We start from the raw sequence: 23026 nt of genomic DNA on the forward strand, positions 1-23026 counted from the left end.
CCCCCCCCCCCCCCCCCCCCGGGGGGGGGGGGGGGGGGGGGCCCCCCCCCGCCCCCCCCCCCGGGGGGGGGGGCGGGGGCCGCAGTGCGGCACGACGCGTCGTGCAGGGTCGGATGACCCGCTCGCCTCAGCGTCGGCGGTCGGTGTCGACGACGTCGACCCGGACGCCCTCGGAGTCCGACAGGGCGCTGATCACGGTGCGCAGCGAAGCCGCCGTGCGGCCGTGGCGCCCGATCACGCGGCCGAGATCGTCCGGGTGCACGCGCACCTCGAGGGTCTCCCCCCGCCGGCCGTTCTTGGCGCTGACGTCGACGTCCTCCGGGTTGTCCACGATGCCGCGGACGAGGTGCTCCAACGCGTCGGCGAGCATGGTCACTCGGCCTTCTCGGCCTCGGCGGTCTCCTCCGCGGCGCCCTCGGCCGGAGCCTCCGCGGACTCGGCCTCGCCGGAGTCCTCGGTCTGCTCGACCTTGGGGGTGATCGCCTCGGGGATGATGACCGATCCCTTGTCCTCGGCCACGAACTCGGCCTTGGCCTTGGGCTGCTTCAGCGTGCCCTCGGAGCCCGGCAGGCCCTTGAACTTCTGCCAGTCGCCGGTGACCTTGAGCAGCGCCATGACGGTCTCGGACGGCTGCGCGCCGACGCCGAGCCAGTACTGGACGCGGTCCGAGGTGATGCGGATGAGCGAGGGGTTCTCGGTCGGCTGGTAGATGCCGACCTCCTCGATCACGCGGCCATCGCGCTTCTTGCGGGAGTCCACGACCACGACGCGGTAGCGCGGATCGCGGATCTTGCCCATGCGCTTCAGACGAATCTTGACTGCCACTTGTGCAATCTCTCCTTGGTGTTCAGAGACGGGCGCACCGGTCACGCTCCCGTGGGGCGGGCCGATCTGTGGGTGCACCCTGTGGACGCGAATCCGGACGGAGAGAGGGTCCGACCGATTCGGGTACCCCGCTATTGTGCCAGACCTGTCAAGCACGGCCCCCGACGACGGCGCGGCCCGCCGTGCGATCCTGCTCACCGTGCGCGCGGCTCCCGAGAGCCCCCGCTCAGTCCTCGAGCTGCAGGGCCTGGCGCCACGAGAGCGAGCGGCCGCCCTGGAACACGGCGCGCTGGTAGACCTTCTCCCCGATCCGCAGCATGACCCACCCGAAGACCAGGCACACCGCAAGGGAGGCGATGGGCTCCCAGGCAGCGGCCTCGCCCTCGAGCAGACGGACCGGCATGGCGATCGAGGACATGATGGGGATGTAGGAGGCGATCGCCAGCCAGGGCCCGCTCGCGAACATGCCCACCATCATGGCCGCGACGAGCACGGTCATGATGGGCGTCATGGACGTGCTGAGGTCCTCGCTGCGCGAGGCCAGCGAGCCGAGGGCCGCCCAGATGGCGGCCTGGGCGGCGAAGCCCACGACGAAGAACGCGATGAACCACCCCGAGGCGGACATCGCCCAGCCGAGCCCGTCGCTCAGGCCGAGCGCCGTGGCGACGAGCAGGCCGACGCCGGCGTAGAGGCCCATCTGCACGAAGGCCATGACGCAGTTGCCGAGCACCTTCCCGTAGAGGATCTGGCGCACCGGGATCGCCGTGGCCAGGATCTCGACGACCCGGTTCTGCTTCTCCTCGAGGACCGAGTTGGCGATCGCCACGCCGAACATGATGGCGGCCATGTAGAAGAGGAAGGCGAAGGCGTAGCGCAGGATGAACGAGGCCGCCGCGCGGTCCTCCCCGCCGAGGTGCTCGACGCGCACCTCGGAGCCCCGGGAGAGCTCCTCCATCGAGGTCCCCGCGGCCTGTGCGTTCTGCCCGATGGTCGCCGCGGACACCGACTGCGTGACCGCCTGCTCGAGCGTCCCGCTCAGCTCGTCGCCGCCGAGCAGGAGCCAGGAGCCGTCCTCGTGGACCAGGGCCGCATCGACCTCGTCGTCGGCCAGCAGCCCCTCGGCCTCGGCCCGTGAGGCCTCCCGGGCCTCGACCGTGTCCTCGTCGCCCAGGCTCTGCTCGGCGGCCTCGGCCATGGCGGCGGCCCCGTCGCCGACGGCCGCCAGGTCGTAGGCGGTCCCGGCGCTGCGCTCGGAGAGGACCGAGGACAGCACCAGCCCGCCGACGATCAGCGCGAGCGTCACGGCGGTCGAGATCAGCACGGAGCGGTCGCGGGCCTTCACGCCGAGCTCGCGCAGCAGCACGACCAGCCAGGGCCGCTGCACGGCCCGCTGCTCCGGGGCGGGCGCGGGCTCGCCGCTCTGCTGCGAAGCGGTCTGCGGGGACGCGGTCTCAGGGGTCCGGGGGCTCATCGGGTCACCTCGCGGTAGATCTCGGACAGGGAGGGAGCCAGGTCGGTGAACTCCAGGAGACCGCGCTCGAGCGCCCGGCCCAGCAGCTCGGTGCGCGCCCGGTCGTCGTCGAGCCGGACGGTCGCGCGGCTGCCGTCGAGGTCCTCGACCCGGACGCCGGGGACCTCGCGCACCCAGCCGACGTCCTGGCTGCAGCGCAGCAGGTGGCTCAGCGGACGCGCGGCCCGCAGCTGCTCGGCGGTGCCGTGCTCGAGCACGCGGCCGTCCGCGAGGATGACCATGGAGTCGCACAGCCGGTCGACGAGGTCGAGCTGGTGCGAGGAGAACAGGACGGGCACGCCGCGGGCCATGTGCTCGCGCAGCAGATCCACCATCGAGTCGACGGCCGCCGGGTCCAGCCCGGAGAACGGCTCGTCCAGGATCAGCGCATCGGGGCGGTGCAGCAGGGCCGCTGCCACCTGGACGCGCTGCTGATTGCCGAGCGACAGCGTCTCGAGCCTGTCCTTGGCGCGATCGGCGAGGTCGAAGCGCTCGAGCAGCTCGCCGGCCTCTCGCAGCGCCTCGCTGCGCTGCATGCCGTGGAGCTGGCCGAGGTAGCCGAGCTGGTCCAGGATCCCCTGCTTGGGGTACAGGCCCCGCTCCTCGGGCATGTAGCCGAAGCCGGCGCGATCCGCCGCCGTGATCGGTCGGCCGTCCCACAGCACCTCGCCGCCGTGGATGCGCAGCACGCCCATCATCATGCGCATGGTCGTGGTCTTGCCGGCGCCGTTGGCGCCGATGAAGCCGGTCATCCCGCCGGGCTCGACCGTGAAGCCCACGTCGTCGACGGCCCTCTTCTGCCCGAAGGTGCGGGTCAGCCCGCGCACCTCCAGCCGGTGCCCCGTCCGCGGCGGGGAGTAGGTGGCGGTCCGGTCCGGGGCGGCAGTGCGCGCCTCCGCGGCCGGATCAGATGGGCGGTGCGCGGTGCTCACATCGGGCCCCCGGTCTCTGTGCGGCGCCGCGGGGATCCCGCGGCCGGTCTGCTCCCAGGCTAGGAGCGCCCGGGGCCCGAGGCCTCCGCCCAGGGGCTGATCCGCCACCGGCCCCGGCTCCCGCGGCAGGCTCCCGCTCCCCCGCGGGGCGGAGCCGACGAGCCCTGCTCAGCCGCGGTCGGCCACCCCGGCCCGGTGCGCGAACACGACCGCCTGCACCCGATCCCGGCTGCCCGTCTTGGCCAGCACGTTGGACACGTGCGTCTTGACCGTGGCGGCCCCGACGACGAGCCGCTGGGCGATCTCGGCGTTCGACAGGCCGTCGGCCATCAGGATCAGGATCTCGGACTCGCGCTCGGTGAGGCTGCCCAGGATCCGGTCGTGCTCCGGGTGGGACCGCGGTCCTCCGGTCGCCGCGGGCCCCGGGGCCTCCGGAGTCCCCGGGGCGGCGGCACCGCGCGCCGGCTCCTTGCCGCGGGCATCCCAGGCCGCCCAGCGCCGGATGACGCGGACGGTCGCCTCGGGGGCGAGCAGGGCGTGGCCCTCGGCCACCGAGCGCACGGCCTCCACCAGGGCATCGGGGTCGGCGTTCTTGAGCAGGAATCCCGACGCCCCGGCGCGCAGCGCCTCGAACAGGTAGTCGTCGCGGTCGAAGGTCGTCAGGATGATGACCTTGGCCCCGCCGGCGGCCACGATGCGCCGGGTGGCCTCGAGGCCGTCCATGACGGGCATCTGCACGTCCATCAGCACGATGTCCACGTCTCCGTCGCGGACCCGCTCCACGGCCTGCGCGCCGTCCGCGGCCTGGCCGAGCACCTCGATGTCCTCCTCGACGGACAGGACCATCGCGAAGCCGGAGCGCACGAGGGCGTGGTCGTCGGCCAGCAGCACGGAGATCATGGCCTCGATCCTCTCACTCCTGCCGAAGGCCGCTCGGGACGCGCCCGGGCCGTCCCCGGCTCGGGCCGGTCCGCGGTCCGCGCCAGGGGGAGCCTCGCCCGCACGCGCCAACCCGGTCCGGGCTCGCGCGGGCCGATCTCGGTGCTGCCGCCGTGCAGCTGGACGCGCTCCCGCAGCCCGGTGAGACCGAACCCGGAGCCGGCCGTGCCGGGGCGGGGCCGGCCCGCGTCGAGCACCTCGAGCTCGATCGACTCCCCCGAGCCGTCCGCGGAGCCGATCGAGCGGATCACCACGGCGGCGCGCACCGCGCTGGAATGGCGCGCGACATTGGACAGCGCCTCCTGCACGCAGCGGTACATCGACAGGCTCAGCGCGGGCGGGAGGGCCTGCGGGTCGAGGTCCTCGGCCAGCGCCCAGGTCAGGGTGACCTCCAGACCGCGGCGGGCGTGCTCGGCCACGAGCTCCTCGACGTCGTCGAGCCGCGGGCCCGGACTGGCCGCGATGCCCGCCGCCCCTGCCGGCGGATCGTCCTCGGGCCCGGTCTCCTCGCGCAGGACTCCGAGCAGCTGGCGCGTCTCCGAGACGGCCTGCCGGCTCGAGGCCTCGACCGTGCGCAGAGCCTCCTCGGCGAGCTCGGCATCCCGGCGCAGGACCTTGCGGGCCGCGCCGGCCTGGATGCCGATCGCGGAGACGTGATGGGCGATCACGTCGTGCAGCTCGCGGGCGATGCGCAGCCGCTCGTCCACGACCGCCTGGCGGGCGAGGCGCTCGGACTGGCAGCGGATCTGCTCGGCCTGCGCGCGGTTCTGGTAATCGCGCAGCGCCGAGCGCCACGCCGTCTGGCCGAGGTGGATCGTGAAGCCGAAGCCCAGGACGTTGATCGCGAACGTGTAGACCGAGAAGGCCGTCATGGGCTCGAACGGCCCGGCCTGGGAGTCGAGCTCCTCGACCATCTCCGAGTACGAGCTCGTCACCGCCAGGTCGATCGCGACCCACACGAGCAGGAAGACGACGAACAGCACCACCAGCACCCGAACGGCCTGCCGGGATCGGCCCCATGCCACGAGACTGTAGACGGCGATGTAGAGCCCGAGCACGGTGCCGGACTGGCCCGCCGCCTGGGGCGCGAGGTAGTAGCCGGTCACGTACACGGCCGTGCTGCAGACCATGACCGCTCCGGGCCGCAGCCGGCGCGCGGCCAGCGGCAGGATCTGCAGGGCGACCATCAGGTAGCCGAGCCAGCGGGGGCTGTCGTCATCGGTGCCGGCGAAGCTCTCGATGAGCGCCAGCAGCAGCATCGACAGGCCCAGCAGGGCCGCGGCCCCGAGCACGTCGGCCCGCAGACTCGCAGGCCCGGGGCGCGGCCGGCGCCAGTCGGGCTCCGACGGATCCGTCAGCAGCCGGTCGATGCGCTCGCCGAGCGATCGCCGCGGCTCGACGGGGCGCGGCCCGCCGCGCCGGGTCCTCTGCCTCCGAGTGTCGTCGTCCACGTCCGGCAGGCTATCGGCCGCGGGCGGCCTGCGGATCCGCCGTGCGACGGAGCCGGGCGCCGTTCAGTCCTGGGCGCCGCCCTGCCCGCGGCGCTGCCGGCGCACGGCGGCGTAGAGCGCCGAGACCGTGGCCGCATCGGCGAACGCCAGTCCCGACAGCGAGCCGAGCACCCTCCCTGCGCGTCCGCCGCGGCGGGCCAGGGCCGCGAGCCCGAGGCCGGCGGCGGTCTCCGTGCCGGCGATGGCCAGCAGGAGCTCCGGGTGCCTGGCCAGGCGGGCCTGCAGCGCGGAGAGGCTGCCCCCGCCCGTGGGCTGCTGCGCGAGACCCTGGACCAGCGCCTCCCGGACGCTCGCCGGCTCATAGCGCTGCAGCCCCTCGATCTCCTCGAGCGGCTTCTGCCCCTCGACGATCTTGGCGCCCAGGACCGGGAGCTCGAGCAGCTGCAGGACCGACTCCAGGACCAGGGAGGACGACTCCCCCTCGACGTAGTTGCGCAGCCGGGTGGTCTGCACCGGATCGAGGTCGAAGACCGAGGCCACGGACTCGATGTGGACCTGCGGGGTCTGCCCGTCGCACAGCTCGATCACCTCGCGGGTGAGGCGAGCCGCCGGGGTGCCGTCGTCGTCGATCGACACGGCGGTCCACGCGGGCACCCAGGACAGGCCGCACGCCGCCCCCGAGTCGGGGCCCGGGGCCTCCGCCGAGACCCGCCCCGGCGACTGCGTCCGGGCCGCATCCGCGCGTCCCACGCCGTCGCCGTCGAGCAGGACCTCGAGCGAGCGCGCCGCGCCGTCGGAGGCCAGCGCGACGGCCGTTCCGGTGATGCCGGTGCGCAGGGCCCACCACGCGGCGTCGTCGTCGGCCACGACCACGGACCAGCCGTCGCGGCTCGCGGCGCGGAATCCCACGCCCGCGCTGCTGGCCAGCAGCGGCATCTCGGGGGCGTCGGCGTGCACGATCAGGGCCCGCCGCAGGCGGGGGTGCTGCGGCTCCAGGACCTGCCCGGTGATGCGGTGGACCGAGGCGGCGATCTCCTCGACGCCCTCGCCCGCCACGACCGCGCCGTGCTCGCCGACGGTGGCGGCGCGGCCGTCCTCGTCGATCAGGACGGCGATCTGCAGGTAGTCGGGCCCCTCGGCGGAGGCCGCGACGGCGCGGTGATGCCCGAGGACCTTGCGGATGCCCTGGGCCGTGGGCACGAAGCCCCCCACGGGGTCGGCCTCCGGCGTGTCCGGGCCGAGCAGATCGGCGGCGTCGACGTCGGGGACGGACGTGCGCCCGCTGATGCGCACGGCCAGCGGCAGCACCGACCAGCCGTCCAGCGCGGACCGGCCGTGGCCGGACGGCGCGCCGGAGCCGCCGCCGGGCGCCGCGCCGGGATCTCCGGGGCCGTCGGGTCCGGCGGACGAAGGATTCTGGGGTCCGGAAGAGGGGGTGGTCATGCGCGCCATGCTACCCGCGGGCCCCTGGGCCCACCGGTCGCATCCCGGGATTCCGCCGAGAGCCTCAGCGGCGCCCGTCGAGCACGAACTCCGAGACCGTCCCGGTCTCGAGCTGCTCGAGGCCGCTGAGGATGATGCGCCCCATGCGCTCCCCCAGCAGGCCGAGGATCTCGTCGGGGGCGGCCCAGCGGTGGCTGAGCAGCTCCTCCTCCTGGACCGTGATCTCGGTGTCCTCGGGGATGACGCCGCCGTCGTAGAGGAACGTGGCCGAATCGCCCCAGATGCCGGCGGCGACGCCGTGGGCGACCACGAGCAGCCGCCCCTCCGGCAGATGCAGCCCGACCTCCTCGACGACCTCGCGGAAGCACCCCGTGCGGGGATCCTCGCCGGCCTCGACCGTGCCCCCGGGCAGCGTCCAGCCGTCCTTGTAGTTGGGCTCGACGATGAGCACGCGCCCGCGCGGATCGCGGATCAGCGCCGAGGACGCCAGCCGGCGCGTGGGGAGGGAGGCGATGAACGCCTTGAGCTCGTTCTCGGGCAGGTACGAGGACATCGGAGGCCTTTCGGTCAGGGGCGCGGGATCACTTGAGGAACTTCTCGAAGCCCTTGGGCAGATCCTTCAGATCCGGCTCGGCGCTCTTCTGCTGCCCGAACGCCGATCCCTGGGGCGTCTTGCTGCGGTTCTGGGCGGCCGCGGCCTCCTGGGCGCGCTTGGCCGGGTTGCCCGAGCGCGAGCCCTTCTTCTTGGCCTTGCCCTTGGACGACCTGGAGCCGCCGCCGGCGCCGCCGGGCAGGCCCTGCATGCCGCCCATCCCCTGCATGCCCTGCATCCCCTGCATGCCGGCCATCGGATTGCCGCCGCCCTGCGGGCCCATGCCCGGGGAGCCGCCGCCCATGGCGCCGAGGTTCGGCATGCCTTTGCCCTGGGACATCTTGCGCATCATCTTCTGGGCCTGGCCGAACCGCTCCATGAGCTGGTTGACCTCCTGCACCGTGGCGCCCGAGCCCTTGGCGATGCGCGCGCGGCGCGAGCCGTTCATGATCTTGGGGGCCACGCGCTCGTGCGGGGTCATGGACTGGATGATGGCCTCGATGCGGGTCAGCGCGGACTCGTCGAAGTTCTCGAGCTGCTCGCGCATGCCCGCCATGCCCGGCATCATGCCGAGCAGCTTCTTCATGGAGCCCATCTTCTTGAGCTGCTGCATCTGGGCCAGGAAGTCCTCGAAGGTGAAGTCCTCCTGATCGGCGAACTTCTTGGCCATCTTCTGGGCCTCGGCCTGATCCCAGGTCTTCTCGGCCTGCTCGATCAGGGTCATGACATCGCCCATGTCCAGGATGCGCGAGGCCATGCGGTCCGGGTGGAACTGCTCGAAGTCCTTCACGCCCTCGCCGGTCGAGGCGAACATGATGGGCTTGCCGGTCACCGAGGCCACCGACAGGGCCGCGCCGCCGCGGGCGTCGCCGTCGAGCTTGGAGAGCACCACGCCCGTGAAGTCCACGCCCTCGTTGAAGGCCTGGGCGGTCTGGACCGCGTCCTGGCCGATCATGGCGTCGATGACGTAGAGGACCTCGTCGGGCTGGACAGCGTCGCGGATGTCGCGGGCCTGGCGCATGAGCGGCTGATCGACGCCCAGGCGGCCGGCGGTGTCCACGATGACGACGTCGTAGAGCTTGGCGCGGGCGTGCTCCACGCCGTCCCGGGCCACGGCCACGGGATCGCCCGTGGGGTCGTCGGACTCGGAGGTCGTGCCCGGGTGCGGGGCCCAGACGGGGACCCCGGCCCGCTCGCCCACGACCTGCAGCTGGGTCACCGCGTTCGGGCGCTGGAGGTCGGAGGCCACGAGCAGGGGGCGGTGCCCCTGGCCCTTGAGCCAGTGGCCCAGCTTGCCGGCCAGAGTGGTCTTGCCCGCGCCCTGCAGGCCCGCGAGCATGATGATCGTGGGTCCGCTCTTGGCCATGCGGATCCGGCGGGTCTGCCCGCCCAGGATCTCCCGGAGCTGCTCGTCGACGATCTTGACGACCTGCTGGCCCGGGTTGAGGGCCTCGTTGACCTCGGCCGACAGCGCCCGCTCCTTGATCGCAGCGGTGAACTCGCGGACCACGGGCACGGCGACGTCGGCGTCGAGCAGGGCGCGGCGGATCTCGCGCACGGTGGCGTCGACATCGGCCTCGGAGAGCTTGCCCTTCCCGCGCAGGTTCTTGAACGTCGCGGTCAAGCGGTCGGAGAGGGAGTTGAACACGTGGTCCTCGCTGTGGATCTTCGATGGTCCGGGGGCGCGCCGCTGCGGCCGTGCGACGACGGCGCGGCCGGGCGCTCGCGCCGTCGTCGCCCCCGAGGGTGCATGGCGGGCCATGCACGGGATCAGTGCTCCAGGGTAGCAATGCCTGCCGCCGCCTCGGCGCGCGGCGGGGACGACGAAGGGCCCGGCCCCTCCGCCGCGAGCGGGAGGGGCCGGGCCCGTCATGCGATCCGCCGCCGGGGCGCGGGCGGCCGGAGGCTCACTCGAGCAGGGCGTCCACGAACTGCTCGGCGTCGAACGGCGCCAGGTCGTCGGGACCCTCGCCCAGGCCGATGAGCTTCACGGGGGCGCCCAGCTCGCGCTGGATCGCGACCACGATGCCGCCCTTGGCGGTGCCGTCGAGCTTGGTCAGCACGATGCCGGTGACGTCCACGGCCTCCGAGAAGACCTTGGCCTGGGTCATGCCGTTCTGCCCGGTCGTGGCGTCGATGACGAGCAGGACCTCGTCGACCTCGGCGGCCTTGCCGACCACGCGCTTGATCTTGCCGAGCTGGTCCATCAGCCCGGCCTTGTTCTGCAGGCGCCCGGCGGTGTCGATCATCACGACGTCGACCTCGGAGTCGATCCCGGTCCGCACCGCGTCGAAGGCCACCGACGCGGGATCCGCGCCCTCGACCTCCGAGCGCACCGTGGGCACCCCCACGCGGTTGCCCCAGGTCTGCAGCTGATCGGCGGCCGCGGCGCGGAACGTGTCGGCCGCGCCCAGCATGACGTCCTTGTCCTCGGCCACGAGCACCCGGGCGAGCTTGCCCACGGTCGTGGTCTTGCCCACGCCGTTGACGCCCACGACCAGCATCACCGCGGGGGTCTCGCCCTTGCGGGTCACGGCCAGCGAGCGGTCCATGCCCGGGTCGACCAGCTTGAGCAGCTCCTCGCGCAGCATCCTCCGGACGTGCTGGGGATCCTGGGTGCCCTCGGCCTTGACCCGCACCTGGAGGTTCTCCACGAGCTCCATCGAGGCATCGGTGCCGAGATCCGCCATGAGCAGGGTCTCTTCGATCTCGTCCCAGACGTCCTGATCGATGTCGTCGCGCGACAGCAGCGCGAGCAGCCCGCGGCCGAACACGTTGTTGGACTTGGCCAGGCGGCCGCGCAGCCGCGCCATGCGGGAGCCGGCGGACTCGGGGGTGTCCAGCTCCGGGGTCCTGGTCCGGGCCGCGGAGCCGGAGCCGCCGGACGCCGCACCGCCCTCGGAGCCGTCGGGGGCCCCGGGGACCGGGTCGTCGGCGTCGCGGGTCGAGTCATAGCCGCCGGGGGGCGCCTTGGGGCCGCGCAGGAGCACGAAGCCCAGCAGCGCCAGCACCACGACGGCGATCAGCACGTACACGAAGACGGGAATCTGAGCGAGTATCTGGTCCACGTGCCCCATTGCACCACGATTCGGGGTCGCCCGCCCCGGGGGCCCTGCCCCGTCCGAGGGCTCTCCTAGACTGCGCGGGTGATGGCCTCCTCCTCGTCCTCCGCCCGCGCCCCGAAGCCCGCCAAGACCCCCGTCCCCCGCGAGATCCTCGTGCTGATCGCCGCGGCGTTCGCGATCGCGGTCGGCTACGGGCTCGTGGCGCCCGTGCTCCCGCAGTACGCGGCCAGCTTCGGCGTCGGGGTGGCGGCGGCCTCGGCCGTGGTGTCCGCGTTCGCGTTCTGCCGGCTGATCTTCGCCCCCGCCGGCGGGCGGATCCTGGACTCCATCGGAGAGCGCCGGACCTACATCATCGGGCTGGTGATCGTCGCGCTGTCGTCGTTCGCCACGGCCTTCGCCCAGACCTACTGGCAGCTGCTGCTCTTCCGCGGACTCGGCGGGCTGGGCTCCACGATGTTCACCGTCTCGGCCATGGGGCTGATCGTGCGGCTGGCTCCCCCGGACTCGCGCGGGCGCATCTCGGGGATGTACGCCTCGACCTTCCTGATCGGCGGCATCCTGGGGCCCGTGATCGGCGGGCTGCTGGCCGGGCTGGGCATGCAGGCGCCCTTCATCATCTACGGCGCGGCGATCCTGCTGGCCGCCGGCGTCGTGCTGCGGCTGATCTCCCCCGAGTCCCTGAGCGACCGCCGCGCCCAGAAGAACCAGGTGCGGATGACGTTCCGCGAGGCCTGGGGGTTCGGCGCCTACCGCGCGGCCCTGGTCTCGGGCTTCGCCAACGGCTGGACCTCGATGGGCATCCGGGTCGCGCTGATCCCGCTGATCGCCTCCGCCGTGTTCGGGGCGGGCCCCGCGCTGTCCGGCATCGCTCTCACGGTGTTCGCGGCAGGATCCGCGCTGGCGCTCATGTTCTCCGGGCGCGTCGCCGACACCATGGGCCGCAAGCCCCTCGTGATCGGCGGCCTCCTGCTCGCCGGAGTCATGACGGCCGTCATCGGGCTCACCGAGAGCGTGTGGGTCTTCGCCGCCGCCTCGTTCCTCTCCGGCGTGGGCTCGGGCACCCTGAACCCGGGCCAGCAGGCGGCGGTGGCCGACGTCATCGGCCCCGAGCGATCCGGGGGCACCGTGCTCTCCCGGTTCCAGATGAGCCAGGACGCCGGGCAGATCCTGGGCCCGATCCTCGCCGGCGCGCTCGTGGATGCTGCGGGCTTCGGCCCGGCCTTCCTGGTCTCGGGCGCGCTGATGGCCGTGGCCGCCCTGGCCTGGGCTCCCGTCGCCGACACCCTCAGGCGCCCCGATGTGGAGGCCGTCCCCACCGGCTCCGTGCCCCGCGTGCGCAAGGACGAGGGCCAGGACTGACGGGTCCGCTCAGCGCATCTCCTTCAGGCGCTGGCCCAGCACGGTGGTGACGCCGTCGCGCATGGCCACGCCGTAGACGGCATCGGCGATCTCCATCGTGCGCTTCTGGTGCGTGATGACGATCAGCTGGGAGGTCTCCTGCAGCTGCTGGAAGATCGTGAGCAGCCGGCCCAGGTTCCGGTCGTCGAGGGCCGCCTCGACCTCGTCCATGATGTAGAACGGCGAGGGCCTGGCCCGGAAGATCGCCACCAGCATCGCGATCGCCGTCAGCGACCGCTCGCCGCCCGAGAGCAGCGACAGCCGCTTGATCTTCTTCCCGGCCGGGCGCGCCTCCACGTCGATGCCCGTGCCGAGCATGTCCGACGGGTCCGTGAGCCGCAGCCGCCCCTCGCCGCCCGGGAACAGCGTCGCGAAGACCGTCACGAACTCGCGCTCGACGTCGTGCCAGGCCTCGGTGAAGACCTGCTCCACGTGCTCGTCGACGTCGCGGATGATCTGCCGCAGGTCGGCCCGCGAGCGGTGCAGGTCCTCGAGCTGCTCCGAGAGGAAGGCGTGCCGCTCCTCGAGCGCGGCGAACTCCTCGAGGGCCAGCGGGTTGACCTTGCCGAGCTTCGCGAGGTCCCGCTCCGCGGCGGCCAGGCGCTTCTCCTGCTGCTCCCGCACGAAGGGGATGCCCGCGGGCTCGTCGTCGGACTCCTGGGGATCCTCGACGTCCGCAGCATCCGAGGTTCCCGACGACGGCTGCGGCGCCCCCTGCGCCTGCGCCAGCTCCTCCGGGGTGATCCCGTGCTGCTCGGCCTCCAGCTCACGGCGTGCAGCAGCGGCGGCGACGCGCTCGTCGCGGCGCTGCGAGGCCTCCAGGATCGCGTCGGCGTCCGGGATGGGCAGGTGCGGTCCGCAGTTGTCGATCAGGGCGTCGGGCGTCAGGCCGAGCTCGTCCAGCGAGCGCTGCTCGAGGGTCTCGATGCGCGCGCGCTTCTGAGCCCGGGCGACCTCGTCGCGGTGCACCTCGTCGGTGAGCTGGGCCAGCCGGGAGGCCAGGGCGTCGTTGGCGGTGCGCACCTCCTGCAGCTCGGCGTCCAGGCGCTGGCGGATCTGCTCGGCGTCCTGGCGCTCGGCCTCGGCGCGCTCCACGGAGGCGTCGATGCGCACGAGGATCTGGCCCACCGCGGCCAGCACGGCCTGGGCGCTGCGGGCCTGCTGCCGGCGCCGCTCGGCGCGACGGGCCGCCTCCTCCCGGGCGCGCCGCTCGGTCGCCGCGGCGCGCTCCTGCGAATGCGCTCGATTGCCCAGGGCCCGGGCCTGCTCCTCGAGCGAGCGCAGGGCCAGCCGGGCCTCGGTCTCGGCCTGCCGCGCCTGCGACGCCTCGCGCTGCGAGGAGTCCCGCCGCGCCACGGCTTCCAGATGGGCGCGCTCGGACTCGTCGTCGTCGTGGTCCTCTTGGGCGGCCTCCAGCCGCGTGACCGCCTCCGTGAGAGCGCGCTGATGCGCGGCCACCTGGTCCTGGGCCTGGGCCACCTGGCGCTGGAAGCGATCGGACTCGGCCTGCGCGGAGTCCAGCACGGCCTCGGTGCGCGACGATGCGCCGGAGGCCTCGCGCTCGGCCTTCTCGGCCTCCTGTGCCGCCTTGCGGGCGGCCTCGGCCAGCGGACGCAGCCGATCCCGCTCCGCGGCGGCCGACCCGGCGGCCTCCGTGGCCCGATCCAGCGTGTCCCGCAGCGACGCCAGCTCGGCCTCGGCGGCCTCGGCCTGCGCCCGGATCTCCAGCGAGCCGGCGGCCTCGCGCGCACCGCCCCACGCGCTGTTCGGGGCGAAGACGTCGCCGTCGCGGGTCACGGCGCGCACCTGCGGGTGATCGCCGGTCAGGCGCACGGCGGTGGCCGCGTCCGAGACCAGCACCGTCCCCGCCAGCTCCGCGCGCACGCGCTGGACGACGACGGCCGCCGCCTCCCCCGCGCCCATCCCCGCGTCGACGGCCTCGGCAGCAGGCACGACGCCCGCATAGCCGCGGATCTCGTCCGGCAGCTGTGACACCGGTGCATCAGGACCGCCCGCCACGAGCATGTGCACGCGCCCGGCGTCCGCCTGGCGCAGGGATTCGAGGATGCCTGCCGCGGCGGCGTGCGAGCGCACCGCGAGCGCCTCGGCCAGCGGACCCAGGGCCGCCGTGAGCGCACGCTCCCAGCCTGCGGAGATCGTGAGGACCTCGGCCACGGCGGCCACCACGGCATCGGCGGACTGCGCTTTGACGGCCTCGGTGCCGTCGGGCTGGCGCACCGAGGCCCGCAGCGTCTCGGCGCGAGCGGCCTGGGCGTCGTGCGCGCGCACCGCCTCGGTGCGCGCGGCCTCTGCCTGCCGGTGCAGCTCGCGGGCGGCATCGAAGGCCTCGACCGCCTCGTCGCGCTCGGACGCGGCCCGGCGCGAGGCCTCGGCGGCCTCCTCGGCGGCGGCCCGCAGCGCCTCCACCTGGCTCAGCGCGCCCATGCGGCGCTGTGCGGCCTGCTGCTCGGTGCCGCGCAGGCGCTCGAGCTCGTTCTCGGCGGCCTCGACCCGCGAGCGCGCAGCGCCCACGCCGCCGGAGAGCCTGGCCACGCCCTCGCGCCGATCGGCGGCCGCCTGCAGGATCGCGGTCACGGCTCTGTCGGCCTCGCGGGCCTCGGACTCGATGTCCTCGCGGTCCTGGATGGCCTCGGCCAGCGCGTCGACGGCCGCCTCGACCTTCTCCAGCGCCTCCCGCTCCTCATCGCGGGTGCGCGCCGCCTGCTCGGCCAGCCGGTCCGGATCGCGCTCGGTCGACGGCGTCGGCTCGGCGGCTCCCAGCAGCCGTTGGCGCTCCCCCGCGAGCTGCTGCAGCGAGCGGTGCCGCTCCCGCACGGCGGTGAGCTCGTACCAGGTCTCGCGCGCCGCGGTCACCGCCGGGGCGGCCCGTGCGGCGCGGGTCTCGAGGTCGTTCTGCCGAGCCCGCCCGGTGCCCAGCCGCCGCTCGGCCTCCTCCTTCTCCGCCGCCAGCCGCTGCTCCGTCTGCTCGTCGACGGCCAGGGCGGACCGGGCCTGCACGAGATCGTCGGCCAGCAGGCGGGAGCGGGCGTCGCGGACGTCGAACTGGATGCGCTGCGCGCGGCGGGCGACCTTGGCCTGGCGGCCCAGCGGCGTGAGCTGGCGGCGGATCTCGGAGAGCAGGTCGTCCAGGCGGTCGAGGTTGGCCTGCATGCCCTCGAGCTTGCGGATCGTGCGCTCCTTGCGCCGCCGGTGCTTGAGGATCCCGGCGGCCTCCTCGATGAAGCCGCGGCGCTCCTCGGGGGTCGCATGCAGGATGCGGTCCAGCTGGCCCTGCCCGACGACGACGTGCATCTCCCGGCCGAGGCCCGAGTCCGAGAGCAGCTCCTGGATGTCGAGCAGCCGGCAGGACTGCCCGTTGATCGCGTACTCGGACCCGCCCGTGCGGAACAGGGTGCGCGAGATCGTGACCTCGGTGTACTCGATCGGCAGGGCGCCGTCGGTGTTGTCGATGGTCAGCGCCACGTGGGCCCGGCCCAGGGCCGCGCGCCCGGACGTGCCCGCGAAGATGACGTCCTCCATCTTGCCGCCGCGCAGCGACTTGGCGCCCTGCTCCCCCATGACCCACGACAGGGCGTCGACGACATTGGACTTCCCCGACCCGTTCGGCCCCACCACGCAGGTGACGCCGGGCTCGAACTCGAAGCTCGTGGCCGAGGCGAACGACTTGAAGCCGCGCACGGTGAGGGTCTTGAGATGCACCCGACGAGCCTAGCCCCGACCCCCGCCCCCGCCCGGCCGGGACACCGCCTCGGCTCAGTCGGCCGGGCGGCCCTCCGGACGCGTCCCGTCGCCGATCACGGGGGTGGAGCCGGTGACCGTCGAGCGGCTGGCCGCCGGGCGCCCGATGACCTCGTCGCCGTCGCTGCGCGCCGGCTGGGTGCCCTGCTCCTGCGCGTCGTGGGCCGTGGCGACCCGATCGGAGTCCTGCTGCCGGGCCGCCGGGCGCTGCGGGCGGGGGCCGCCGGGCGTGCGGCTGCCGGCCGAGGACGCCAGGGTGCTGCCCGATCCGACGGGCGCCAGGACGCCCGTCTGCGCGGCGAGCTCGTCGTTCCAGCGGGGGTCGCCGTCGCCCAGGTGCTCGAGCGGGGCGTGCTCGCCGAAGTGATCGGCGTCGGCCTCGGCCCAGTCGGCCGCCCAGCCGCGCGGCGGCTGCTCGAGCAGCTCCCCCTCGCGCAGCCAGTTGTAGATCGAGGCGTAGGAGCGGGTGCTGAGGTGGTCCACGCGGCGCCGCAGCATCCGCGCATTGAGCTGCGACGGGCTCGTGACGCCCATCGAGGCCATGATCTGCACGGCCTCGCGCACGGTGAGCTTCTGGTAGTTGTGCACGCGCTTGGCCTTGTCCTCCACGTCCAGGCCCCGCATGAGGCGGGCGTCCTGCGTGGCCACGCCCACGGGGCAGTGGTTGGTGTGGCACTTCTGGGCCTGGATGCAGCCGGTGGCCATCATCATGCCGCGGGCGGACATGGTGAAGTCCGCGCCCTGGATCAGGCGCTTGACGATGTCCGAGCCGGAGACGACCTTGCCGGCGGCCCCGATGCGGACCATGTGCCGCAGCCCGGTGCCGACCAGCGCGTTGTGCACGAGCATGAGCCCTTCCGTGAGCGGGGTGCCCACGTGGTCCGAGTACTCGAGCGGGGCGGCGCCCGTGCCGCCCTCCGAGCCGTCCACGATGATGTAGTCCGGGGCGATGCGCTCCTCCCACATCGCCTTGCACATCGCCAGGACGTCGGTGCGCGAGCCGACGCAGAGCTTGATGCCGATCGGCTTGCCGCCCGAGAGCTCGCGCAGCCGGCCGATGAAACGGACCATCTCGCGCGGGGTCGCGAACGCGGAGTGGGAGGCCGGGGAGATGCAGTCCACGCCCTCGGGCACCTCGCGGGCCTCGGCGATCTCGGGGGTGACCTTGGAGCCGGGCAGGACGCCGCCCAGCCCGGGCTTGGCGCCCTGGGAGAGCTTGATCGTGATGCCCTTGACCTCCTCGAGACGGGCCTTCTCCGCGAAGCGCTCGGGGTGGAAGCGGCCGTCGTCGTCGCGGCAGCCGAAGTAGCCGGAGCCGATCTCCCAGAACAGGTCCGCGCCGTTGCCGCGGTGGTACTTGGTCAGTCCGCCCTCGCCGGTCTCGTGCACGAAGCCGCCGAGCGCGGCGCCCTTGTTCATGGCCAGCACCGCGTTCTTCGACAGCGATCCGAAGGACATCGACGAGATGCTCATCAGCGCCAGGTCGTAGGGCTGCGTGCAGTCCGGGCCGCCCACCCGCACGGTCGGGGGCTCCTCCGCCGGGGCGACGGGGGCGGTCGAGTGCAGCAGGAACTCGTAGCCGATCTCGTCGGTCGAGCGCTCGGTGCCGAAGGCCTTGTGGTCGTCCTGGCCCTTCGAGCGCGCGTAGACGATCGAGCGCTGGTCCCGGCTGAACGGCTTGCCCTCGGTGTTCTTCTCGATGAAGTACTGCTGGATCTCGGGGCGGATGGACTCCAGGAGGTAGCGGGCGTGGCCCAGCACCGGGAAGTTGCGCAGGATCGAGTGGCGCGGCTGCACGGCGTCCCAGATGCCGAGGCCGAGCAGCAGCAGGGCCACGACGCCCAGGAAGATCCAGGCCCACAGACCCACGAGATAGGCCACGAGCAGGACGAAGGCCAGGGTGACGACGGCCCCGGCCATGAGGAAGCGATTGTTCATGCGCCCATGGTGGCCCATCGGGCGGCGCCTCGGGGGCACCGTGGACATTTCAGCGCTCCGTCACGCGACATCCGGCCACGTCGATAGACTGCCCAGAGACTTCTCGCACCTTCGTCGAAAGCATCGCCTTGTCCGGAAACTCCATCATTCGCCACAGCAATGCCTCGCTGCTGTCGATCCAGAAGGTCGAGGCGGACGTCGTCGTCTCCTCGACCCGCGCGGACGAGCAGCTCGCGGAGACCTTCGAACGCCTCAAGCTGCCCAAGGGACTCCTGGAGCGCCTGGCCGGCGTGAAGGAGCACCGGGTCTGGTCCGAGGGCCGGCACTACACCGACGGCGCCGTCGAGGCGGCCCAGGCCGCGATGTCCGAGGCGGGTGTCAGCCCCGACCAGGTCGGGCTGCTCGTCAACTGCTCCGTGACCCGCGACGGCTACGAGCCCTCCCTGGCCTCGGGTGAGCACGCCCGTCTGGGACTGCCCACCTCGGCCCTGAGCTTCGACATCACGAACGCGTGCCTGGGCTTCATCAACGGCCTGACCGTCGCCTCCTCGATGATCGACTCCGGAGCCATCGACTACGCCGTCGTGCTGGCCGGGGAGGATCCCACCCCCTGGCACCGCGAGGCGTTCCGCCGCCTGAGCAGCCCCGACGTCACCCGCGCCGAGGTCATCCGCGAGTTCGCGACCCTGACCCTGGGCTGCGGCGCGGCGGCGGCGGTCGTCGGCAAGGCCGATGCCCACCCCGACGGCCACCGCATCCGCACCTCGGTGGCCCGCTCCGCCACGCAGCACCACGAGCTGTGCATCGGCAGCTTCGACGGCATGTACACGGATGCCGGCGGGCTGCTCAAGCACGGCGTCGGACTGCTCACGGACACGTGGGAGGAGGCCCGCACCCAGGGCTTCGAGTGGGACGACTTCGACTGGGTCGTCGCCCACCAGGTCTCGACGTCCCACACCGACAAGACCGAGGCGGACATCGGGATCCCGGCGCACAAGCTGCCGCGGACCTTCCCGTTCTGGGGCAACGTGGCATCGGCCGCGCTGCCCATGACCCTGGCCCTGCAGGCCGAGAACGGCTCCTTCCAGGACGGCCAGCGCGTGCTGGCCATGGGAGTGGGCTCCGGTCTGAATGCGACCTTCATGGAGATCGACTGGTGAGCACGACACAAGAGCAGACAGCACAGGCCCCGTTCGATCCGGAGGGCTTCCCGGGCCTCGATCCGCGCTGGTCGCGGACCGTCCGGGTCGCCTCGAACGCCGCCTGCGAGCCCCGCCCGGGCACCGAGCGGACCTGGCATCTGCTGGACAACCTCGCGGTGCTCCAGGAGCAGGGCAGGACCCCGGCCGGCACGATCCTGGCAGTGCACGGAAACCCCACCTGGTCCTACCTCTGGCGCTCCGTGCTGCGCGCGGCCACCGAGGCGCAGACGCCGTGGCGGGTCGTCGCGGTGGATCAGCTGGACATGGGCTGGTCCGAGCGCACCGGGCTGTTCCGGCGCTACGACGACCGCATCCAGGACCTCGGCGACCTCACCGCCGCGATCGGGCTGGACGACGAGCGCGTCGTCACGCTGGCCCACGACTGGGGCGGCCTGGTGTCGATGGGCTGGGCCGAGCAGCACCCGAAGGCGCATGCCGGCACGATCATGACCAACTCGGCCGTCTACCACGACCCCGAGTTCGGGCCGCTGCCCGATCCGCTGCGCCTGGCGCTGGCACCGGCGGTCCACGGGGCCGTGACGACGAGGACCACCGCCTTCCTGGACATCTCCCTGTCGCTGGTCTCCCCGCGGCTCGATCCGGACGTGAAGGCCGCCTTCAAGGCCCCCTACGACACCCCGGAGCGACGCCAGGGCATCGAGCACTTCGTGGCCGACATCCCGGTGTTCGAGGACCACCCGTCGCATCACCGCTACGAGCGCACGAGCGCCTGGATGGCCACCTCGACCGTCCCGGCCCTGTTCCTGTGGGGCCCCAAGGACCCCGTGTTCCTGGAGCGCTATCTGCAGGACTTCCGCCGGCGCATGCCGCACGCGGACGTCCACCGGTTCGAGGGCGCGAACCACCTGCTGCCCGAGGACCGGGACATCGCCGCGCCGATCATGGCCTGGCTGCAGCAGAACCTCGTCGATCCGCAGGATCGCCGGACCCGGCATCAGGAGGCCCGGCCCCGCTCCCAGGGGGAGTTCGTCCCCTTCGCCTCGGGGCTGACCCGCCGGGCCGAGCTCTCCGAGGCCGGCACGGCGATCGCCACGGTCGACATGGGCCGCGCCGACGACGACCGCGGCCCCTCGATCGAGCGCAGCCTGACCTGGGCGCAGCTCGAGGAGCGGGTCGCGCGGATCGCCGCGGGCCTGGTCGAGCTCGGCGTGAAGCCCGGGGACCGCATCAACCTCATGGTCCCGCCGGGGTCCGACCTCACCTCGCTGATCTACGCCTCGCTGCGCGTGGGCGCGGTCATCGTGGTGGCCGACACCGGCCTGGGCGTCCCGGGGATGACCCGTGCGCTCAAGGGGGCGTCCCCGCAGTGGCTCGCAGGCATCCCCACGGCGCTGACCGCCGCCAGGGCGCTGGGCTGGCCCGGCCGTCGGATCTCGCTGCGCTCCATGGACCCCGTGCGCCGGCGCCTGCTGGGCGTCGAGGCCACGGTGCCCGAGCTCGAGCGCAGCGCGCCGCGGCGCCTTCCGGAGATCGATCCGGATGCCGATGCCGCCGTGCTGTTCACCTCGGGATCGACCGGACCCGCCAAGGGCGTCGTCTACACCCAGCGCCAGATGGCCGCCATGCGCGATGCCGTCGCCGCGGTGTGCGACCTGCGCCCGGGGACCGGCCTCGTGGCCGCCTTCGCGCCGTTCGCCCTGCTGGCCCCGGCCATGGGGGCCTCCTCCGTGACCCCGGACATGGACGTCACCAAGCCGCGCACGCTCACGGCGCGCGCCCTGGCGGATGCGGCCGCCGCGATCGACGCGACCACGGTCTTCGCCTCCCCCGCCGCGATCGTCAACGTGCTCGCCACGCAGGACGACCTGGCGCCGCATCAGCGCGAGGCGCTGGGCCGCGTGCGGCTCATGCTCTCGGCCGGTGCGCCGCTGCCGCCCCCGCTGCTCGAGCAGCTGCAGCGGCTGCTGCCCTCCGCGGAGCTGCACACGCCGTACGGCATGACCGAGGCGCTGCCGATGACCGACATCAGCCTCGAGGCGATCCGCGAGGCCGCCGCCGACTCCCAGACCTCCGCCTCCGAGCAGGGCCGCCGCTCCCCGGCGCGCGTCCCGGGCGCGGGCGAGGGCGTGTGCGTGGGCACGCCGGTCCCCGGAGCCGCCGTGCGGATCGCACCGCTGGGCGAGGACGGCACGCCGTCGGACGAGCTCGTGGACACCGCGGGCGTGCTGGGCGAGATCGTCCTGCAGGCCCCGCACGTCAAGGACCGCTACGACCGCCTCTGGATGACGGAGCAGGCCTCCACCAGGATCCCCGGCTGGCACGCGACCGGCGACGTCGGCCAGCTCGACGCCAAGGGCCGGCTGTGGGTCTCCGGTCGGCTGCATCACCTGCTGCTCACGGACGACGGGCCGGTCGCGCCGGTGGCTGGCGAGCACGCCGCCCAGACCGTCGACGAGGTCCGCCGCGCGGCACTTGTGGGTGTCGGCGCAGAAGGTGCTCAGGTCCCTGTCGTCGTGTGCGAGACTGAGCCTCCAGCACGCCGATCCGGCCCCGCGCGAGCGGGTCTGGCCGGGCGCGTGCGCAGTGCAGTCCACGACGCCACCGGCCTGGATGTCGCGGCTGTCCTCGTGGTGCCGGAGCACCCCACGGACATCCGCCACAACTCCAAGGTCGACCGCACGCGCCTCGCCGCCTGGGCAGACGACGCCCTGAGCGGGGGAAGGATCAGGAACCCGTGAGCACCACTCCAGGCATTCCCAGCAGGTCCCACGCTCCCCGCAGGGCGCATCGCGCCACGCAGGAGGAGCTGCAGAACGTCGACGAGCTCCGCGGAAGCGGCCGCACCGTCCTGGTGACCGGCGCCTCCGGCATGCTCGGCGGGGCCGTGGCGCGGCTCCTGCGTGATCGCGGATGGACCGTGCGCGTGCTCCAGCGCCGCCCGGCCGCGATCGCCGCCGAGGACGGCGTCGAGCAGGTCCTCGGCTCGATCACGGACATGGACGCGGTGCACAAGGCGCTCCAGGGCGTCGACGACGTCGTCCACCTGGCGGCCAAGGTCTCCTTCGCCGGCGAGTGGGACGAATTCGTGTTCACCAACATCACGGGCACCCACATCCTGCTCGAATCGGCGCGCAAGGCAGGGGCGGAGAACTTCGTGTTCGTCTCGAGCCCCTCCGTCGCGCACGCCGGCGTCTCGATCTCGGGCGACGGCGCCGGCCCCGCGAATCCGTACAAGGCGCGCGGGAACTACGCGCGCTCCAAGGCGGCTGCCGAGCTGCTGGCCCTCGAGGCCGATTCCGAGGCCCTGCGCGTGACCGCGGTGCGCCCGCACATCGTGTGGGGCCCCGGCGACACCCAGCTCGTCGAGCGCATCGTGGATCGGGCGGCGCGGGGTCGGATGCCGCTGCTCGACGACGGCACCGCCCTGATCGACACCACGTACATCGACAACGCCGCCGAGGCCATCGTGCGCGCCCTCGAGCGGATCGAGGTCTCCCACGGCGAGCCGTTCGTGGTGACCAACGGCCAGCCGCGCCCGGTCGGCGAGCTGATCGGGATGATGTGCCGCGCCGGCTCGGTCCCCCCGCCCCAGCGCAAGGTGCCGGCCAAGCTGGCGCGCTTCGCCGGGCGGGTGATCGAGAAGGTCTGGGCCAGGTTCCCGGGCGAGGACGAGCCGCCCATGACCGAGTTCCTGGCCGAGCAGCTCTCGACCGCGCACTGGTTCTCCCAGAAGCGCACCCACGAGGTCCTGGGCTGGGAGCCGTCGGTCTCGATCGAGGAAGGCATGCGCCGGCTCAAGCAGCACTACGACCGGCATCCCCTGCCCGTCGTGGTCGAGCAGCGCGAACGGCGCGAGCAGCAGCGCCGGGAGCGCGAGCAGGCTCAGCAGCCGCGTGGCCACCGGGGCGGTTCGACCTCGGCCGACGCGCAGGGCTGAGGCCCTGACCCGACGCCGGGCCCCCGGGCAGCGCGGCGACGGCCCCGCCTCATCGGATGAGGCGGGGCCGTCGT

At 73.4% G+C, this 23026-nt stretch carries 16 protein-coding genes; 4 read left to right on the forward strand and 12 right to left on the reverse strand.

The features are described 5' to 3' along the window. Positions 1–127: 127 nt before the first annotated feature. The 10 genes from FSY66_RS05125 to ftsY form a co-directional block, all read right to left on the reverse strand. Positions 128–370, reverse strand: coding sequence for an RNA-binding protein (locus tag FSY66_RS05125; RefSeq protein ID WP_144792181.1), 243 nt, complete (start codon positions 368–370; stop codon positions 128–130). A gap of 2 nt (positions 371–372) precedes the next feature. Next, positions 373–825, reverse strand: coding sequence for a 30S ribosomal protein S16 (gene rpsP / locus FSY66_RS05130; protein WP_144791887.1), 453 nt, complete (start codon positions 823–825; stop codon positions 373–375). 226 nt (positions 826–1051) lie between these two features. Beyond that, positions 1052–2296, reverse strand: a complete 1245-nt coding sequence (locus tag FSY66_RS05135) for an ABC transporter permease (protein ID WP_144791889.1) — start codon at positions 2294–2296, stop codon at positions 1052–1054. Then, positions 2293–3267, reverse strand: a complete 975-nt coding sequence (locus FSY66_RS05140) for an ABC transporter ATP-binding protein (protein WP_144791891.1) — start codon at positions 3265–3267, stop codon at positions 2293–2295. The genes FSY66_RS05135 and FSY66_RS05140 overlap by 4 nt, the downstream gene beginning before the upstream one ends. A 168-nt stretch (positions 3268–3435) precedes the next feature. Beyond that, the gene (locus FSY66_RS05145) at positions 3436–4167 is read right to left on the reverse strand and encodes a response regulator transcription factor (protein WP_144791893.1); all 732 of its coding nucleotides are present in this window, start codon (positions 4165–4167) and stop codon (positions 3436–3438) included. Continuing rightward, positions 4164–5657 (reverse strand): sensor histidine kinase, encoded by a 1494-nt coding sequence (locus tag FSY66_RS05150; protein ID WP_144791895.1) that lies wholly within the window; start codon positions 5655–5657, stop codon positions 4164–4166. Before FSY66_RS05150 ends, FSY66_RS05145 begins: the two co-directional genes overlap by 4 nt. A gap of 63 nt (positions 5658–5720) precedes the next feature. Next, entirely contained in the window at positions 5721–7100 is a 1380-nt protein-coding gene (locus FSY66_RS05155; protein ID WP_144791897.1) for a hypothetical protein, read from the reverse strand. A 64-nt stretch (positions 7101–7164) separates the two neighbouring features. Beyond that, positions 7165–7653 carry an NUDIX domain-containing protein gene (locus FSY66_RS05160; RefSeq protein ID WP_144791899.1) on the reverse strand — a complete coding sequence of 163 codons (489 nt, stop codon included), beginning with the start codon at positions 7651–7653 and terminating at the stop codon, positions 7165–7167. Positions 7654–7681: 28 nt separating this feature from the next. After that, positions 7682–9340, reverse strand: a complete 1659-nt coding sequence (gene ffh, locus FSY66_RS05165) for a signal recognition particle protein (protein ID WP_144792183.1) — start codon at positions 9338–9340, stop codon at positions 7682–7684. A gap of 259 nt (positions 9341–9599) precedes the next feature. Further along, positions 9600–10769: a signal recognition particle-docking protein FtsY gene (gene ftsY, locus FSY66_RS05170; protein ID WP_144791901.1), complete on the reverse strand. Its 1170-nt coding sequence runs from the start codon at positions 10767–10769 to the stop codon at positions 9600–9602. A gap of 72 nt (positions 10770–10841) precedes the next feature. Between ftsY and FSY66_RS05175 the strand changes: the two genes are divergently transcribed. Beyond that, positions 10842–12116: an MFS transporter gene (locus tag FSY66_RS05175; protein WP_144791904.1), complete on the forward strand. Its 1275-nt coding sequence runs from the start codon at positions 10842–10844 to the stop codon at positions 12114–12116. 9 nt (positions 12117–12125) lie between these two features. Here FSY66_RS05175 and FSY66_RS05180 read toward each other — a convergent pair whose 3' ends face one another. Beyond that, the gene (locus FSY66_RS05180; protein WP_144791905.1) at positions 12126–15875 is read right to left on the reverse strand and encodes an AAA family ATPase; all 3750 of its coding nucleotides are present in this window, start codon (positions 15873–15875) and stop codon (positions 12126–12128) included. Between the two features lie 54 nt (positions 15876–15929). After that, positions 15930–17852, reverse strand: coding sequence for an FMN-binding glutamate synthase family protein (locus tag FSY66_RS05185; protein WP_144791907.1), 1923 nt, complete (start codon positions 17850–17852; stop codon positions 15930–15932). Between the two features lie 128 nt (positions 17853–17980). On the opposite strand from FSY66_RS05185, the gene FSY66_RS05190 reads away from it, so the two are divergent. Genes FSY66_RS05190 through FSY66_RS05200 form a run of 3 tightly spaced genes read left to right on the forward strand, consistent with a single transcriptional unit; the run spans position 17981 to position 22952 of the window. Beyond that, positions 17981–19012, forward strand: a complete 1032-nt coding sequence (locus FSY66_RS05190) for a 3-oxoacyl-ACP synthase III (protein WP_144791909.1) — start codon at positions 17981–17983, stop codon at positions 19010–19012. Further along, positions 19009–21753 (forward strand): alpha/beta fold hydrolase, encoded by a 2745-nt coding sequence (locus FSY66_RS05195; RefSeq protein WP_144791910.1) that lies wholly within the window; start codon positions 19009–19011, stop codon positions 21751–21753. Before FSY66_RS05190 ends, FSY66_RS05195 begins: the two co-directional genes overlap by 4 nt. Continuing rightward, positions 21750–22952, forward strand: coding sequence for an NAD-dependent epimerase/dehydratase family protein (locus FSY66_RS05200; RefSeq protein ID WP_144791911.1), 1203 nt, complete (start codon positions 21750–21752; stop codon positions 22950–22952). The genes FSY66_RS05195 and FSY66_RS05200 overlap by 4 nt, the downstream gene beginning before the upstream one ends. The last annotated feature ends 74 nt before the right edge of the window (positions 22953–23026 follow it).

It is taken from the genome of Kocuria palustris (assembly GCF_007666205.1).
GTDB lineage: Bacteria > Actinomycetota > Actinomycetes > Actinomycetales > Micrococcaceae > Kocuria > Kocuria palustris_A.

Excerpts from the sequence above, each read along its gene's own strand:
- FSY66_RS05125 (WP_144792181.1), bottom strand. The coding sequence starts at position 370 with ATGCTCGCCGACGCGTTGGAGCACCTCGTCCGCGGCATCGTGGACAAC.
- FSY66_RS05155 (WP_144791897.1), bottom strand. The coding sequence starts at position 7,100 with ATGACCACCCCCTCTTCCGGACCCCAGAATCCTTCGTCCGCCGGACCC.
- FSY66_RS05145 (WP_144791893.1), bottom strand. The coding sequence starts at position 4,167 with ATGATCTCCGTGCTGCTGGCCGACGACCACGCCCTCGTGCGCTCCGGC.
- FSY66_RS05160 (WP_144791899.1), bottom strand. The coding sequence starts at position 7,653 with ATGTCCTCGTACCTGCCCGAGAACGAGCTCAAGGCGTTCATCGCCTCC.
- ftsY (WP_144791901.1), bottom strand. The coding sequence starts at position 10,769 with ATGGGGCACGTGGACCAGATACTCGCTCAGATTCCCGTCTTCGTGTAC.
- FSY66_RS05175 (WP_144791904.1), top strand. The coding sequence starts at position 10,842 with ATGGCCTCCTCCTCGTCCTCCGCCCGCGCCCCGAAGCCCGCCAAGACC.
- FSY66_RS05185 (WP_144791907.1), bottom strand. The coding sequence starts at position 17,852 with ATGAACAATCGCTTCCTCATGGCCGGGGCCGTCGTCACCCTGGCCTTC.
- FSY66_RS05135 (WP_144791889.1), bottom strand. The coding sequence starts at position 2,296 with ATGAGCCCCCGGACCCCTGAGACCGCGTCCCCGCAGACCGCTTCGCAG.